This is a genomic window from Amycolatopsis ultiminotia, from assembly GCF_039536925.1.
Classification (GTDB): domain Bacteria; phylum Actinomycetota; class Actinomycetes; order Mycobacteriales; family Pseudonocardiaceae; genus Amycolatopsis; species Amycolatopsis ultiminotia.
Window position 1 is genome coordinate 140,289 of record NZ_BAAAZN010000006.1, and the last position, 13,011, is coordinate 153,299.

General features: G+C 69.3%; 13 protein-coding genes. 2 read left to right on the forward strand and 11 right to left on the reverse strand.

What is annotated here, in order from left to right:
• Positions 1-19: 19 nt before the first annotated feature.
• The 6 genes from ABD793_RS15825 to ABD793_RS15850 form a co-directional block, all read right to left on the reverse strand.
• Positions 20-1,075, reverse strand: coding sequence for a PLP-dependent cysteine synthase family protein (locus tag ABD793_RS15825; RefSeq protein ID WP_344860466.1), 1,056 nt, complete (start codon positions 1,073-1,075; stop codon positions 20-22).
• Positions 1,072-2,418, reverse strand: a complete 1,347-nt coding sequence (locus ABD793_RS15830; RefSeq protein ID WP_344860467.1) for a type III PLP-dependent enzyme domain-containing protein — start codon at positions 2,416-2,418, stop codon at positions 1,072-1,074. Before ABD793_RS15830 ends, ABD793_RS15825 begins: the two co-directional genes overlap by 4 nt.
• Positions 2,409-3,389 carry an ornithine cyclodeaminase gene (locus ABD793_RS15835; RefSeq protein ID WP_344860469.1) on the reverse strand — a complete coding sequence of 327 codons (981 nt, stop codon included), beginning with the start codon at positions 3,387-3,389 and terminating at the stop codon, positions 2,409-2,411. The genes ABD793_RS15830 and ABD793_RS15835 overlap by 10 nt, the downstream gene beginning before the upstream one ends.
• Before the next feature lie 343 nt (positions 3,390-3,732).
• A complete protein-coding gene (locus ABD793_RS15840; protein ID WP_344860471.1) occupies positions 3,733-4,500 on the reverse strand; it encodes an ABC transporter ATP-binding protein in 768 nt (255 codons plus the stop codon).
• Entirely contained in the window at positions 4,491-5,579 is a 1,089-nt protein-coding gene (locus ABD793_RS15845) for a FecCD family ABC transporter permease (RefSeq protein ID WP_344860473.1), read from the reverse strand. The genes ABD793_RS15840 and ABD793_RS15845 overlap by 10 nt, the downstream gene beginning before the upstream one ends.
• Positions 5,576-6,769: an ABC transporter substrate-binding protein gene (locus tag ABD793_RS15850; RefSeq protein ID WP_344860475.1), complete on the reverse strand. Its 1,194-nt coding sequence runs from the start codon at positions 6,767-6,769 to the stop codon at positions 5,576-5,578. Before ABD793_RS15850 ends, ABD793_RS15845 begins: the two co-directional genes overlap by 4 nt.
• A gap of 88 nt (positions 6,770-6,857) precedes the next feature.
• Between ABD793_RS15850 and ABD793_RS15855 the strand changes: the two genes are divergently transcribed.
• Positions 6,858-7,667, forward strand: a complete 810-nt coding sequence (locus tag ABD793_RS15855; RefSeq protein ID WP_344860477.1) for a class I SAM-dependent methyltransferase — start codon at positions 6,858-6,860, stop codon at positions 7,665-7,667.
• A gap of 303 nt (positions 7,668-7,970) precedes the next feature.
• Here ABD793_RS15855 and ABD793_RS15860 read toward each other — a convergent pair whose 3' ends face one another.
• The 5 genes from ABD793_RS15860 to ABD793_RS15880 all read right to left on the reverse strand — a co-directional run bounded on the left by ABD793_RS15860 (position 7,971) and on the right by ABD793_RS15880 (position 12,145).
• Positions 7,971-8,555 (reverse strand): nitroreductase family protein, encoded by a 585-nt coding sequence (locus tag ABD793_RS15860; RefSeq protein WP_344860479.1) that lies wholly within the window; start codon positions 8,553-8,555, stop codon positions 7,971-7,973.
• A 165-nt stretch (positions 8,556-8,720) separates the two neighbouring features.
• A complete protein-coding gene (locus ABD793_RS15865) occupies positions 8,721-8,927 on the reverse strand; it encodes a hypothetical protein (protein ID WP_344860481.1) in 207 nt (68 codons plus the stop codon).
• Positions 8,849-9,193: a hypothetical protein gene (locus ABD793_RS15870; RefSeq protein ID WP_344861061.1), complete on the reverse strand. Its 345-nt coding sequence runs from the start codon at positions 9,191-9,193 to the stop codon at positions 8,849-8,851. The genes ABD793_RS15865 and ABD793_RS15870 overlap by 79 nt, the downstream gene beginning before the upstream one ends.
• A gap of 272 nt (positions 9,194-9,465) precedes the next feature.
• Entirely contained in the window at positions 9,466-11,169 is a 1,704-nt protein-coding gene (locus tag ABD793_RS15875) for an FAD-dependent monooxygenase (protein ID WP_344860483.1), read from the reverse strand.
• Positions 11,170-11,182: 13 nt separating this feature from the next.
• A complete protein-coding gene (locus tag ABD793_RS15880) occupies positions 11,183-12,145 on the reverse strand; it encodes an MBL fold metallo-hydrolase (protein WP_344860485.1) in 963 nt (320 codons plus the stop codon).
• A 135-nt stretch (positions 12,146-12,280) separates the two neighbouring features.
• Here ABD793_RS15880 and ABD793_RS15885 point away from each other — a divergent pair, with 135 nt between their 5' ends.
• Positions 12,281-12,820 (forward strand): MarR family winged helix-turn-helix transcriptional regulator, encoded by a 540-nt coding sequence (locus ABD793_RS15885; protein ID WP_344860488.1) that lies wholly within the window; start codon positions 12,281-12,283, stop codon positions 12,818-12,820.
• The last annotated feature ends 191 nt before the right edge of the window (positions 12,821-13,011 follow it).

Below are 13,011 nucleotides of genomic sequence, written 5' to 3' on the forward strand. Positions count from 1 at the left end.
GTTCCGGCGGCGCGATCGGTCACGACACCCACCTCAGCACGCGGTCGGCGGCCGGATCCCGGCCCAGCCGCTGCGCGGCCCTGGCCTCGACGTCCGGAGCCAGCAGCCCGTGCCCGCGCATCCACTCGTCGTCGAACACGCTGTCGAGGTACTTTTCGCCCGCGTCGCAGACCAGAACCACCGCGGTGCTGCCCGGCGGCATCGTATCGATCCGGTCCAGCGCCACGTGGATCGCGCCGCCCGCCGACCCGCCCACCAGCAGCCCGGTGTGCCGCGCCAGCGCCCGCGCAGTCGCGAAGGCGTCCGTGTCGTTCGCCTGCACGCCCTCGTCGATCAGCTCCCGGCACACGTTCGTCCCCACCGGGAAGCCTTCCGGGCTGCCGCTCCCGGTCTGCCGGTACGGTCCGGCCGGCGCGCCGAAGATGATCGATCCCTCCGGTTCCACCGCGATCGTCCGCGCCGGACAGCGCAGCCTGCGCAGCTCACCGGCCGTGCCGCAGAGCGACCCGCCGGTGCCGATCGCACCGATCAGCCAGTCGACCTGCCCGGCATCGGCGAGCAGTTCCTTGGCCAGTTCCCGGTAGCCGCCCCCGTTGCCAGGATGGTTGTGCTGATCCGGCCAGTAGGCGGCACGGTCGGCCGCGACCAGTTCGGCCGCGACCCTCCGGCGTTCGACCGAACGAAGGCCTCCGGCGCCGTCTTCGTCCACGTAGACGAGCTCGACCCCGAGTGCCGCCATCGCGCGCAGTTTGTCCTTGCTGGCGTGGTGATCGACCACCGCGGTGAACCGGTAGCCCCGTTCGACCGCGACCAGCGCCAGCCCCAGCCCGGTGTTGCCGGAGGTCGGCTCGACGATCCGGCCGCCGGGTCGCAGCCTGCCCTCGCGTTCGGCGTCGGCGATCATCTGCTCGGCCATGCGGACCTTCGCCGATCCGGTCGGGTTGAACTGCTCGAGTTTGAGCAGCAGGCGGGTCCCGGAAGCAGTCGTGCACAGTTCGAACAGCGGTGTGCGGCCGATCAGCTCCGATACGTGCGAAACGATGCCTCGTCCGCGGCGTGGGATGAACTCGTTCACCGGCGCTGCACCTCACCCTCGATCCGCCAGCCCGGCCCGGAGGCATCCAGCACCACGCGGGCGGGCAACGGAAGTTCGTGAAAGCGGGTCTCGTTCTTGTCCATCTGGTATCCGGCGGTGTTCGGATACGCGAGCAGATCACCGTGGCGCGGCGGACGGGAAAACGGGATCTTGCGCCAGCTGAGCATGTCGTATTCGAGACAGCTGGAACCGCCGACGCAGGCCGACACCGGAGCACCGGGACCGTCGGCGGGCCACAGCACCGGGTCGGGCAGGAACTCACTGCCCTTCCACTGTTCGGAGATGCTCATGCTGAGCCCGGCCACGGTCACGATCCCGTAGTCGCCGCGTTTTTTGAAGCCCTGCACCGGAAAGACGGTGAAGCCTGCCTGGTCCAGCAGGGCCCGGCCGGGTTCCAGCAGCAGCCGGGTCCCGGTGCGCGCGAACTCGGTGGCCACCGTGCCTCCTCCGGGCAGCGGGCTCGTCAGCACCTCCCGGAGCATGTCCGCACCGGTCGGCGACTGGTGGTAGGGATAGAAATGGGTGAACGTCTTTCCCCGGTGGAACCACGAGGACCGGTACTCCTCGGTGAACCGTGTCCAGTCCGGCTCGTCCAGGTAGGCGGCCGCGAATCCGCCGCCGATGGAGACCGATGCCGCAGGCAGCCCGAGCTCGCGTGCCCGGTGGCAGTACCCGAGCGCGGTCGCGGCCATCCCGGCCCGTGGCCGGACCTCGTACCCGCCCAGGTGGAAGGAAAATCCCTCCACCCGCACCGCCGAACCGGCGGCCACGCACCGCCGCAGCGCCTCGGCCACCTCGTCGGCGGTGAGCCCGAACCGGCTGCCCTGATCGTTTTCCGGCAGCAGCCGCAGCAATACCCGTACCGGCGCGGCGGACCGGCCGATCGCGATCACCCGGTCGAGCTCGTCGAGCGCATCGACGGCCACCACGCACTGCTGCCGTGCGGCGAGCCACACCAGCTCGGCGCTCTTCGCCGCTCCGGTGACCATCAGGTCCGCACCACGGACACCGCCGGCGAGTGCGTCCACCAGCTCGGGCACGCTGGCGACGTCGACACCGGCACCCGCGCGGGCGCATTCGGGAACCCAGCAGGCCGAACGGTTTGCCTTCTTGCCGAAGTACACCTGTCCGGAGACGCCGCCGGTGACGAGTGTGTCCGTGAACGCCACGAGGTTGTCGGTGAACCGGCCCGGATGCAGCACGTGGAACGGACCGCCGACAGCGCGGGCGATGTCGCCGAGCAGCACGGGATCGGACTGCACGCGCCGGGCCCAGTCCGGCTGGCGCGCCGGCAGGGAAATCGTCGAGGCAGTCAGCTCCACAGCCGCACCCGCTTCCCGCGGCCGTCCGCGATCGCCCTGCTCGCCAGTGCGTGCGCCACCGGGATGTCGGTGATCACCATCCCGCTGCTGAAGGCGAACACCCGATCCGCCGGACCGGTACGGGCGGGACGGCGCCCGGCCAGCACATCCGGGAACTCCGCGTGGATCGTCGCATTCCCCTCTTCGTCGGCGAAGCGCGAACCGGTCACCCCGAGCTGTCCCTCGCTGGTGGCCAGCGCGTAGTCCGCGTCCCGCAGCGACGAGGAGTCGACTCCCTTGCTGGACACCGAAATCAGCAGCCCGCCCGGCTTCAGCCAGCTGGTCTTGACCTTCGGATGCGCGGCCCGGCCGGACGCGGCCACCGCGATGTCGGCCTCCGCGACGGCTGCGGGGACGTCGTCGACGATTTCGACCGCACGGTCCGGGAAATACCGGTGGAAGGTGTCCACACAGGCCTGCCGCCCCTCGGCAGAGGTACCGAACAGCATCAGCCGCTCGAGGTCCGGCAATGCGGTCAGCAGGTACGGAAGCGTGAGGTGGCCCTGCACGCCGGTACCGATCATCAACGCCGATCGGGCGTCCGGTTTGGCGCATTCCTGCGCGATCAGCGCGGTGGTCGCCGGGGTACGGGACGCGCCGATCCGGTCGCAGTCCATGAGCGCGAACGGCATTCCGGTGGTGTCGTCGTACAGGCTGATCACCGTGTAGTACTTGTCCCGGTTGTCACTGCCCTGCCGGTAGGACGTCTTGAACCCGACCTGCTGCGAGGTCGCGTCGAAGCCGAGCATCGAGTACGCGACCGCGTCCCGCGCGGCGTCCGGCAGCGGCATCATCAGCTTCGTCGGGCAGCGGGAATCTCCGCCGGCCAGTGCGAGATACCCGCCCCGAACCGCGGAAATCACTTCCGCCGGGCTCAGCTCGACATCCACCAGATCGCTTCGGGTGAACACGTGAAATTCGGGCTCCGTCATCTGAAGAAATCCTCACCATAGACAAGGGGGAATCGTGAGCATGCAATTCGGATAACCGGCCGGTGTGCGGCGCTCGCTCATTCTCGGCCGCTGGCGCATCCGCACCGACCGCGTCGCAGCGACCGTAACCGCACTCGCCAAGTAAGGCAAGGCTTCCCTAATTAAGCTGACCGCGGCACCTGACCGATAGAGCACCTGTCTCCTGCGGAAATACCGGCACTCCCGCCTGCCCGGACCCGCCGGTGAGACCAGTCACAGCAACACTCTTGCCCGCACACCACGGCATTCCGCACCGGAAAAGGGCGGGTGTGGCCACAATGGACACACCCGCCCCCGGAAACGGTCAGAGGCTGTCGGTGACCGCGATGGTCAGTACCCCGTCCCGCGTCTCCTGGACGGTTCCCTCGACCTGGTAGACCGCACCGAGCATTTCCGCGGTGAGCACCTCGGCGGGCGGTCCGGACGAATGCACCACACCGTCGTGGAGTACCACGATCCGGTCGGCGATCCGGGCGGCGAGCGAGAGGTCGTGCACCACCGCGAGCACCGCGGCGGGCTGATCTCGCGCGAGGTCGCGCACGAGCCGCAGCACCTGCAGCTGGTTGCGCAGATCGAGATTGCTGGTGGGCTCGTCCAGCAGCAGCACATCGGGTCTTCGGGTCATCGCCTGCGCCAGACCGACCATCTGGCGCTGTCCGCCGGAGAGGTCGGACAACCGCCGGGTGGCGAACTCGTCCAGGCCCAGCTTCGTCAGGGTGGCCGCCACGTGTGCTTCGTGGTCCTGCCTGCGCCCGCCTGCACCGCCGATCCGCCGGGCGACCAGTACCGCCTCGAAGACCGTGATCGAACTCGGCGGCGGGGGATCCTGTGGCAGGTAAAGGATTCCACCGCCGTCCGGACGTCTGCCCACATCGCTTCCGGTCAGCCGGACCTGTCCGCGCGCCCGGTGGAAACCGGCGACGCAGCGCAACAGGGTCGACTTGCCCGAACCGTTCGGGCCGATCACCGCGGTCACTTCCGTGGCCCGCACCTCGGGCAGCGTCACCTCGTGCAGCACGGGCGTGCGCCCGTAGCGGAACCCGAGCCGTTCGACGTGCAGGGTCAGGTCCACAGTTTCCTCCGGCGCGACAGGATGAGCCCGAGGAAGACCGGTACCCCGACGATCGAGGTGATGATCCCGACCGGGATGAGCACGCCCGGCACGATCATCTTGGCCACCAGCGAAGACGCGCAGAGCAGGAACGCCCCGCTGAACAGCGACGCGGTGACGAAGTAGCGGTGGTCCTCGCCCACGAGCATCCGCGCGACATGCGGACCGACCAGCCCGACGAAACCGATGCTGCCGGCGATCGACACCGCCGTCGCCGCAACGAGGGAAATCCCGGCCAGCACAACGATCCGCAGCCGTTCGACGCGCACGCCCAGCGCCCGCGCACGATCGTCGCCCAAGCGCATCGCCGTCAGCTTCCAGGAGGCCCGCAGCACCAGCGGGACCGCGACGACCAGTACCGCGGCGAGCATCCCGACCTGCGGCCAGCTCGCCCGGCTCAGGCTGCCCAGTGTCCAGAACACCACCTGCTGCAGCTGCGCCTCGGAGGCGACGTACTGCATCAGCGACAACAACGCGGTGAACAGGAACACCATCGCGATCCCGAGCAGCACCATCGTTTCGGTGTGCGGCCCGCGCAGCACGCTGAAGCCGATGATCACCGCACTGGTCAGCATCGCGAAGACCCACGCTGTCCCGGCAGTACCGATCAAACCGAGGACCGGGATCGCCGAGACGCCGATCACCAGGCTCAGCGCCGCGCCGAAACTGGCGGCCGCCGACACCCCGAGCGTGTAAGGCTCGGCGAGCGGGTTGTTCAGGATGGTCTGCATTTCCGCGCCGGCCAGCGAGAGTGCGGCCCCGACGAGGATGCCGGTCACCGTCATCGGCATCCGGATGTGCCAGACGATCTCGGTGTCCACCACCGGCGCGTCCCACGGCACGAAGATCGCCCGCACGGTGTCCCCGATCCGCAACGACTCGCCGCCGATCGCGATGTCCGCGACGACCACGACCAGCGTCAGCAGTACGAGCGCGGCGAGAATCAGCCGCTTTCGCCGGAGCCGGCTGTGATGCGCACCGACGACCTCCTGGGCGCGGGCACTCACCGCCGGGACGGACAGGTCGGGTGCGGCCGTCACCGCAGCTCCGTCCAGAACGTGCCCTGGTACGGGATCGGCAGGAATTTCGTGTGCAGCTCGCGGATCGTCGCGTCGGGATCGACGTCCCGGAACAGCTCGGGATGCAGCCACTTCGCGAACCATTCCACCGCGAGGAAGTTGTACGGCGAGTCGTAGAAGTGGTGCCACGCCGCGTAGGTCCGGTGCTCGCGCACCGCCTTGAGCTGCGGGAAGCCGGCCTGCTTCTGCACGATCGACTTCAGCTGGGCCGCCGCGGCCGCGGCGTTCTCGCGGTATCCGAGCGGAACGAACGTACCCGGGCTCGCCGGCGTGCCCGGCGCCCAGTCCGCACCGGTCGCGATGATCACGTCCGGGTTCCGGCTCAGGATCGTCTCCGGGGAGATCGCGCCCTGCGGGGTCTTGAGCACGTCGTCGGCCAGGTTCGCCCCGCCCGCGAACTGCACCACCTTGGCGAGGTTGGACTTCGCAAAACTCGAACAACATTCGAAATAGCCCGGCGCACGCCACAGGAACGTGGGAGTCGGCGGTTCGTGCGCCGCGGCCAGCGTGGAGCGGACCCGGTCGATCGCGGCCTGGTAGTAGGAAGCAAAAGCGTCCGCCTCGGCCGTCCGGCCCAGGATCGTGCCCATGAGCCGCACCGACGCAGCGGTGTTCTTGATCGGGTCCTGGAAGTAGTCGAGGACCACCGTCGGCACACCGACCCGGGCCAGCCGGTCCACGATCCCGGCATCCTGGGCGGCCTGGTAGTTCGCGGCACTGAGGACGAACACGTCCGGGTGCAGCCGGATCGCCGCTTCGATCGAGAACGACCCGTCGTACACCTGCCCGGTGCGCTGGATCCGGTCGATCCCGGGGAACTTCTTCCGGTACTGCTGCAGCGAATCGGGATCGTTCTGCTCGAGGTCGTTGGGCAGCCCGACAATTCCCTGCAGTGGATCCTGCTTGTTCAGCAACGCGGTCGTGTAGAGCACACGCGCCCCGTCGAGCAGGATGCGCTTCGCCGGTACCGGAATGTCCACTTTGCGCCCGAGCACATCGGTGACCGTTCGCTTTGCGGCGCTTGACTGTTCATCTTGTTGCGGGGCCGAGCACGCCCCCGCCGCCAGCATTGCCAGCACCGCGGTGAAGACGGCCGCGGTGCGCCGGCGCCGAGCCGGGCGCAGGCCCCGCCGCGTCGCGAAGTAAGGCATGCCTCACCTTAACAGGGGACACCGCGTCGCACAGAGTGGTGAAGCTTGTGACTACAGCCACCGCTCGCCCGTGACCGACAATCCGAAGATGTTTCCGAACCGACCTGAACTCGGCCAGGTGTTCAACGAGGTACCGGCGCTCTACGACCGGATCCGGCCGGGATACCCGGCCGAGCTGTTCGCAGACCTTCGTACCATCACCGGCTTGCACGAAAGGGCGTCGGTACTGGAGGTGGGCTGCGGTACCGGCCAGGCGACGCGGTCCTTGGCCGCACTCGGATGCTCGGTGACCGCCGTCGAACCGGGAGCGGACATGGCCGCACTCGCCCGGCGGCGGATCGCCGCCTTTCGCAACGTCGAAGTCGAGACGTCGACGTTCGAGGAGTGGGACGACCGCGGCAGGCGCTTCGACACCGTGGTGGCCGCGTCGTCGTGGCACTGGGTCGACCCGTCGATCGGCTGGCGGCGGGCACACCGCTTGTTGCGCCCCGGGGGCTGGCTGGCGCTGCTCGGCAACGTCGTCATCCGAAGGCCCGGAGAGCCGGAGGTCTACGCCGAGACGGCCGATCTCCACGAACGGTTCTGCCCGGGGAACCCCGGCTGGGGCCATCCGCCACTGGAGGACGTCGTGCGCGCCCACGACACGGGCTGGGGTCCAGCCGAGGATCCCGCTGGCGTGTTCGGTCCCGCGACAGTGCACTGGTACCCGACCGTCCAGTGGCTCACCGGCGACGGCTTCGCCGATCTCCTCCGCTCGACGTCGCTGTACCGGCGCCTCGCCCGCGAGGTCCGTGAGCCCTTGCTGGACGCGATAGCCGAGCACATCCGCACCCGAATGGACAACCGCGCAGCACGCCGCTACCTGAGCGTCCTCCGAGCCGGACAACGCACCGACTGAACCACCGGCCGCTTTTCCCGGCCGCGAACGGACAGTACTGGAAACCGGAACAAAACAGCCACCGTCGATCCGTTTCCTGTACTGCCACTGCAGGATATGCCGTTGCCGCACTGCGTTCGGATCTTGAACGCCGCAGCCTCGGGCGGCTGCGCTGCCGGAGATACTACGGGTACCCATTCGTTCGACCGGGAACATCGCACAGGTCGCGGCCGATCCGGCGGAACGGGTGGCCCCGGAATTCCTGTCCGCCACCGCGGACCGACCGCGGCAGTCCTGTTGCGGCGTTCGCGGTCGTCCGCTTCGCTACCACTGTCCGAAGTGGACTGTCTCGGTTTCCGGTTTGCGCTTGCGCGTGGCCGGGGAGGCGCCTGCGGAGATCTTGGCGTCGTCGCCGTGGCCGATTGCGATCGCGCCGATCGGCACGTGGTTTGCCGGTACGCCGAATTCGGCGCGCACCTTGTCGAAATCCTCCTCGCCGATGCCGAAGTACACCGCGCCGAGCCCTTCGTCGACCACCGTCTGCAGGATCAGCAGCACGGCCATACCGGTGTCGATGTACCAGAACGGCACCGGCCAGTGGTCCTCGCTTCGGTCGGTCCAGCCCTTGTCCTGCTCGGCATACCGGTCGAGGTAGACGTCCTTGACCGCGAACGGGATCACGAGCACCGGTGCCGCCGTGGCAGTTTCCGCCACCCAGGGCTCGACCACGTCGGCGAACCGCCGCACATCGTCGCCCTGCAGTACCAGGAACGCCTGACCCTGCGAGAATCCGGCCGACGGACCGCGCAGCGCGTTGCGCATGATCCGCCGCACGCTTTCCTCGGACACGGGCTCGTCGCTGAACTTGCGCACCATCCGCCTGCGCCGCACGACTTCCTGAAATTCCACGCTTCCCCCGATCACCGTGTTTTCGGGCGATTGTAGCGGGTTTCCGCGACGGCCGGAGCCCGCGCACAACGCGTGCTTCCGGGCAGCGGTTACTGCCTCGACAGCCGAACACGGGACGACGGCCAGTTCTCCTATGGAACGCTCGGATCGGGCCGGCCGCCGGGATCAGGACGGTGGCCTCGTGGCGTCTCGTACGAGGCGGGCCAGTACCCGGCGGTGGTCGGCGGTCCCGTCCGCGGACGCGTCGCCGAGCATGAGCGTGGCCGTCGAAGGGACCGCCAGCAACCAGGCGGTCAAGGCACGTGCAAGGTAGAGCAGGTACCCGGGGCGCACGTCGTCGCGCAGTGCTCCGGCCCGCTGCGCGCGGGCCACGGCGGCAATGTCGCCGTCCGTTCGGCCGCGGCGGCGACCGGGCCCGGCATCGCTTGCCCAGCACCGGTTTGCAGGCCTTCCCGCAGCAGCAACCGCAGGTAGTGCGGATGGCTGCGGTGGTAGTCGCAGACCCGGCCGGCGAACTCGCCGAGATCCTCAGCCTGCTCACCGGTCAACGGCACCGCGGCGGACAGCGTGGTCATCTCTTGCTCGAGCACCGCGGCGAACAGCTGCTGTTTGCTTCCGACGCGGGCGAGCTCGCGCACTTCGGCAGGCTGCCGCTGGTCGACCCGGACGAGGACCGCGCGGTGGCCGTCTCCTACCTCGCGCTGATCCGCACGGTGAATCCCGGGAACTGGCCAATCACAGCACTTCGCCGGGTTACCGGATCCACCGCGTGCTGGCCAACCGCTGGACACTCGAACGTAGCGACGACGGCTGGCGCATCTCCTCGCGCACCCTGCTGCCGGCGGACGGCTCCGGACCGGCCGAATTCGGTGCGTGGGAACGGTCGCCGGGACGGCGCGGGCAGAGCCGGTCAGTTCCCTTCCGTGGTACCCGTGGCCGGGATCGCCATGTCGGGTGTGCTGCCTCGCCGGACGCTCGCCGAATCGCTGATGGCACGCGGTGATTCCGCATGCTGCGCCGCGCCGTGTGCGCGCCTGAGCGCGTCGGCCACTTCTTCCGGGGCCGGGGCGTTGAGCACGGCGGCAACGTGGGCGTCGGGCCGGACGATCCAGACTTCACCGGGTCTGGTCGCCAGCGCCTCCCCCAGCGCCAGCGTGACGTCGGCTTCGGCCAGCGGCAGCACGCGCACCGGCGCGGAGCTGGACTGCCGCGCGATTTCGTGCACCGCAACATGATCCACACCTTCGGTGGTCAGCAGCAGGAACCCGTCGCGAGCGATTTCCCGCAGCCGCCCGCGCTCGCTGCCGGGCACCGAGATCGGCACGTCCGGCACCAGCACCCCTGGCCCGGCCGGCGGCACCGAACCACGCGGCGGCCTGCCAGCGCATGGATGGTGCGCGGACCGGGTGGTCAATGGCGACTCCGCGTACCAGAACGGTTCGGCGAGTCGTCCGGAGTCCACTTGGGACACCGTCGTCGGGTCCTTCGCGGCGGTGGCAAGCACCTCGAGCCGACGGCGGTGCTGTTCGTCGTCGCGCGGCACCATGAAATCCATGGTGGCCGTGGTGACCTCGAGGTTTTCCTCCGCGGCGGCGTGCCGTTCGGCGTGGTAGCTCTCCAGCAGCTCCTCGCCTGCCCAGCCGTGCAGCACGAACGCCAGTTTCCAGGCCGCGTTCTCGGCGTCGGCCACGCCGGAGTTGAGCCCGCGCGCACCGAACGGCGAGACGAGGTGGGCGCAGTCCCCGGCGAGCAGCACCCGGCCGACCCGCATCCGATCCACCACCCGGGCGTGGAACCGGTACACCGACTTCCACACGATCTCGTAGTTCCGCTCGCCGATGACGGCCTGGATCCGCGCGTCGAGTCCGCCGCCGGCTTCCTCGGCGTCGAGGTCGTAGCCGCCGGCGACCTGCCAGTCGATGCGGAAGGTGGAATCGGGGCACGGATGGATCAGCACCTGCCTGCCGGGGTTCCACGGCGGATCGAAGTAGAACCGCCGCTCGGTGGCCCACCCCGGCAGATCCGCGCGGATGTCACAGATGAGGAACCGGTCCTCGAACGAATGCCCGTCGAACCGGACGCCCAGCATGCGCCGGACGTCGTCACCTCGCGCACCCACGCACGCCACCGCATACCCGGCTTCGACGTGGGTCCGGCCCGCCTGCGTCTCGCAGGTGATCGCCACGCCGCGCCCGTCCTGGGTCAGTGCGCTCACCCGGTGGTTCCAGCGCACCTCGATCAACGGTTCGGCCGCGATCCGCTCGTCCAGGATCTGTTCGGTCCGCGCCTGGGAAATGTTGACGAACGGCGGGAACGGCGAACGCCCCGGGTCCGGCAGATCGTCGGCGAACAGTTCGGCGTCCCGGTGGAATGTGCGCGCCGTGCGCCAGGTGACGCCCTCGGCCGCGATACGGCGGCCGGCCCCGACCGACTCCCACACGTCGAGGACGTCCCGCTGCTGGCAGATCGCCTTGGACCCGATCGGATCCCGCTCCGGCCGTGCATCCAGCAGGACGACCGGCACGCCCCAGCGAGCGAGCAGCAGGGCCGTGCTCTGGCCGACCGGACCGTTGCCGAGCACCGCCACGCGGTCCGGCTCGTGTCGTGGCTTCATCGACCGCGGCCTCTCAGTCCTGCAACTGGTCCCAGACCGCACGGTCACGGGCGGCGGTCCAGATGACCGGGCGCTCGATACCGGAAAGCTCGTCCCACAACCGGGAAACGTCGAACGGGAGGCAGTGTTCGAAGATCGGCCAGTGGCCGTATCGGTCGACCAGCGCCGCGTGCGTGCGGGTGAAGGCGTCCTTGAGCGTTCCGCCCGCCTGCTGCGCCGCACCGACCTCGCGGATCATCACGTCCAGGAAGTGCCGGGTCTGCTCGATCGCCGCGTTGACCGCATCCTGGCCGCTGCTGACCGCGCCGCGCCCGCCGATCAGCTGCTCCGCACCGAACGCCTGCACCCGGTCCAATGTGGACGTGGCCCATTCGCGGTGGAACGCGTCGCCGGTGTACAGCGCCGCCTCCGCTTCCACGAGGTCACCCGCGAACAGGATCTTCTGCCGCGGCAGCCAGGCGACCAGGTCGCCTTCGGTGTGCCCGCGCCCGCAGTACTCCAGCACCAGATCGCCGCGGTCGCCACCGAGGTCGATCGTCAGCCGGTCGGAGAACGTGAGCGTGGGCCAGGTCAGGCCGGGCACCGAATCGGCGCCCTTGGCCAGGCGCGGCATTCGGCCGAATTCGCTTTCCCAGTCCTGCTTACCGCGTTCGGCCACCAGTGCGCGGGTGTTCTCGTGCGCCACGATCACCTCGGCGTCGAACGCGGACGCCCCGAGCACGCGCACCGCGTGGTAATGCGAGAGCACGAGGTAGCGCACCGGCTTGTCGGTGTACTTGCGCAGTTCGGCGAGCCACTCCCGGGCCGCGACCGGGGTGGCGAGCGCCTCGAAGCAGACCAGGAAATCCTCCCCTTCGACCGCCCCGATGTTGGGATCGCCCTCCGCGGTGAGCGCGTAGACGCCGTCGGCGAGGACCTCCAGGGTCCGCACTTTCTCCCCCAGGTCAGCCGACGATGCGAACGACTTGCGAGCCACCAGCGCCACCTCATTTAGTCAAAGCTTTGATCACCCTGCCGGATCAGGGTAACCCCGTGGACACCCACCGGGGAAGCCCCTGCGGCCGCTCGCCTCGTGCCACGCCGGCGGCTTTTCAGCGTTTACGCTGGCGGCATGACCGCGCGCCCTGCCGCCAGTGAAAACCTCGACTACCTCTCCTTCGTCGACTACGCGATCGCGAAGGTCGGGCGCGAGCTGCCCGCCGCCGATCTGATGGCGATGCGGCTGGTGCTCACGCTGCACCGGGTGACCAGTTCGCTGGTCTACGACCTCGAGTCCGCGGTGCACCGGCCCAGCGGCTGGAGCTGGCCCGGCTTCCGCGTGCTGTTCGTGCTCTGGCTGGCCGGACCGCTGGCGGCCAAGCGCGTCGCCGAACTCGCCGGAATGAGCAGGGCGGCGGTTTCCGCGCTGATCAACACCCTGGAGCGAGACGGATTGGCGACCAGAACCCGGGCCGAGCACGACCGTCGCGCGGTGACGCTCACCCTCACCGACGCCGGGCACCACGCCATCACCACTGCGTTCCAGGTGCACAACGAGCGTGAGCAGGCCTGGACCAACGCGCTGTCGAAGACCGAGCAAACCACTCTGGTCGGACTGCTCGACAAACTGATCCACGGCGCCCAGGCCGCGGCACCGAAAACGAGGTTCTGACTTCCGGCGAACGCGGATCGCCGGGGCCCGTCGGCACGGCGGGTTCCGGCCCGAACGGCAGCAAACCCGGGAAATCGCCACGGTCGGCACCAGTGCCTCGGCCGGAACCTCGCCAGGATGGGCACCGCTGTTCCGGCGGATCGCCGAGCTGCCCGGCCGCCACGAGCGCAGTACGCATCGCGGCCCGGGTC